Source organism: Aurantimonas sp. C2-5-R2, from assembly GCF_036549495.1.
GTDB classification, from domain to species: domain Bacteria; phylum Pseudomonadota; class Alphaproteobacteria; order Rhizobiales; family Rhizobiaceae; genus Aurantimonas; species Aurantimonas coralicida_A.
In genome coordinates, this window is record NZ_JAZHLJ010000171.1 from 1 (window position 1) to 2,938 (window position 2,938).

Genomic DNA, 2,938 nt, shown 5'->3' on the forward strand with positions numbered 1-2,938 from the left:
CTTTCCCATGAAGCACCTCCTGCTCACAGAGAATCAAACCGAACATCAAATGGGAACCCGTCGATTCAAATTATTCGCCGGATGCTCTAGGAGGGCCGCGCAGCCTGGTGGCCGTCGATCATCTGGCACAGGTGATCGCCGCATCTCTTGCTGTCCCCGCCGCAGCGGGAACGACGCTCCTGGTCGCCGACGAGGGACCTGTCACCCCGGCAGGAATCGTGCGTGCGCTCCGCACCGGCTGGGGCCGCGCGCCGCTTCTGCTTCCAGCACCGGTGGGCGTTCTGCAACGATCGATAGGCGCTATGGGGAAGAACACGGTCTGGCATGCCGCAACGGCGCCGTTTGTGCTGGAAACGCAACCGCTGAAAGACCTTCTTGGCTGGAGTTCGGCNGCTTCCAGCACCGGTGGGCGTTCTGCAACGATCGATAGGCGCTATGGGGAAGAACACGGTCTGGCATGCCGCAACGGCGCCGTTTGTGCTGGAAACGCAACCGCTGAAAGACCTTCTTGGCTGGAGTTCGGCGCTGACGACGCAGGAGAAGCTGCGTCGGCTCGCCGCTGACGGCGCTCTCTAATCCCTCCGCCCCTGTACCTCTCATAGCGATCTGATTGGCTTCGTCGTAGGCTGTTTGGATCGGACCAGCCCGCCGCCCCCTGTGTCCAGAACACCTGGGGGGACCTGTGCCCCGGCGGGAGGCCGCGGTGAATGTCTCGTGGGGAGTCCGCGCCGTCGAGCGCTAGTACAGGGATCGGCAAGCACTGCGGTGGCTCGAACGTGACAGAGGAGATCGTCATGGACGAAGACCAACCGAACTGGTTCGTGGGCGTTGACTGGGCATCGCAGACGCATCATATGGTTCTGATTGACTCCAGCGTGGCGGCGACGATCCTTCCGACGCCCGGCAAGGTTCGCAGGATCGTCACGTCATGCTGCTCGGACATCTGCCCCGGTTCGGTCTCTCCGGCTGCGGCAAGGCGGGCGGTCAGTCGATCGAGCCGATCGTCGGCAGCCGCGATCTCCCAGTTGACGAGTTGGAGGCGCTTGGCGACGGATTCGAGATGGTCCGTCGCCGCGCTGACCGTGCCGGGCGCGACCTGAAGGGCAGGCGTCAGCAACCGGTCGATGGCTTCAGCGGCCGAGAAGCGGCGGATTCGGTGCTTCTTCAAGAGCCGTCCGACGGTGCTCTCGCGGATGCGAGCGGCCTTGTCGGACGTTGGCACCAGGGCCCAGAGCTCCAGGAACCAGGGTGCGGCGACGTCGTCGGTGAGGTCCAGCATCTGCGGATAGTAGCGCCAGAGAAGCTCGCGGACGCGGTTGCCGAGCCGGTTACGGTCGTGCCGGAGGTCCTCGGCGATGCGCGACCATTCCCACAGTTCGACGACGACCGGATCCAGCCGCTCCAGGCGCCGCAAGCAGCGCGGGTCGGTCCGAAGCGCGCTCGCCAGCACCTCGGCATCGCGGCTGTCGTCCTTGGCGCCCGCCGGCGAGAAACGGTCGCGGAAGCGGTCGAGCTCTGCTTGGGATTGATGGAATGAACGGGAAAGCCGCGCTCCATCAGCCCCTCGACGACGGGACCGTGCGGCACCTCGATGGCGACGGGCACAGCCTCAGGCGGTTCACCCGTATACTTTGCGATCCACGCGGCCATGTCCGACATGCCTTGCCCGCCGTGGGAAGAACCGCGTTCGGCGACCTTGCGGCCGCTGCTCGCAGAAGCCTTCGAAGCTCTGCAACGACGAGACTATCAGGCTCTCAGGTGCTTGTCCGGCGCCGCGCCAATCACAAGGCGGTCCGGCAAAAAGCCGCATCGTCGTCATGCGCCAAGCCGCAGACGGCCGCTTGCGCAACGCCGTCTATCACTGGGCGCGCGTCGCCACCCAGCATGATCCGGCGAGCCGGGCCAAGTACGATGCTCTCAGGAAACGAAGTTACAACCACGCCCGCGCCCCTCCGATCTGTCGCCGACCGTCTTCTCGCCGTCGCATGCGCCATGCTGACTGCAAGAACCGCGTTCGATCCAAACCACGCCACAAACCCCACTTGATAAACGGTAGGGAGTCCCCCCCCCCCCGCGAACCGATGGAATCGCGGGGGCCCTCTCGCCGATGCCGTCTCCAGCGGATCAAGCGGCGCAGATCACGCGATTGAAGCGTGAGCTCGATCGCACGCGCATGGAGCACGACGTGCTAAAAAAAGGCGATCGGCATCTTCGCGGAGGTGCCGAAATGAGCTTCAGATTCATCCGCGACCATGCCGACCGCTGGCCGATCCGGCTGATGTGCCGGGTCCTCGAGGTCTCGGCCGGCGGCTACTATGCATGGCGCAACCGTCCCGACAGCGCTCGGGCCATTGCGAACCGTGCGCTGCTCGCCAACGTTCGTCGCCTTCACGCCGAGCATCATGGCCGTTACGGCAGTCCCAGAATGCATGCCGCGCTTCGTGCAGAAGGCGGGATAGCATGCCGTGGGCGTGTCGCACGGCTGATGCGACGTCACAGTATCCGTGCCCGCCGGTTCAGGCCGTGCACGACCGACAGCCGGCACTATCTGCCGATCCTCAAGGCCGCCCTCGTTGCCCACCAGGAGCGTCTCGTCGAAAAGCGGGTTGCCCTCCATTTGAGGGCGGCGTAACCTTGAACCTCGGCAACGCCGCTCGCCGGAGTTCAACAGACTTCGGGACATCCCCCGGCGCCACGCTGACCGAATGATCCTCCTTCTTCGGCAAGGCGATGTCATCGATTACAAGATAGCTGCCCGGACCGTCCACCAGCCGATCCGCCTCCCGTAGTAGCGCCACCTCCAATGGTGCACTGTCCCGGGTCCCGGCGGCGCGAGATGTGCCCGTTCTAGAGCATCCGGCGAATAATTTGAATCGACGGGTTCCCATTTGATGTTCGGTTTGATTCTCTGTGAGCAGGAGGTGCTCTATGGGAAAGG

General features: G+C 64.4%; 1 protein-coding gene and 3 pseudogenes. 2 read left to right on the forward strand and 2 right to left on the reverse strand.

Features of this window, described 5'->3' with window-relative positions; translation table 11 throughout:
• The first annotated feature begins 435 nt into the window (after positions 1–435).
• Entirely contained in the window at positions 436–576 is a 141-nt protein-coding gene (locus VQ044_RS24455; protein ID WP_331827846.1) for a hypothetical protein, read from the forward strand.
• A gap of 274 nt (positions 577–850) precedes the next feature.
• Here the strand turns inward: VQ044_RS24455 and VQ044_RS24460 are convergent.
• Positions 851–1,456 (reverse strand): annotated as a pseudogene (locus tag VQ044_RS24460) (IS110 family transposase); the annotation flags it as partial.
• Positions 1,457–2,056: 600 nt separating this feature from the next.
• Between VQ044_RS24460 and VQ044_RS24465 the strand changes: the two are divergent.
• Positions 2,057–2,557: pseudogene (locus VQ044_RS24465) on the forward strand (IS3 family transposase); the annotation flags it as partial.
• A 130-nt stretch (positions 2,558–2,687) separates the two neighbouring features.
• Here the strand turns inward: VQ044_RS24465 and VQ044_RS24470 are convergent.
• Positions 2,688–2,831: pseudogene (locus VQ044_RS24470) on the reverse strand (IS701 family transposase); the annotation flags it as partial.
• Positions 2,832–2,938 lie beyond the last annotated feature (107 nt).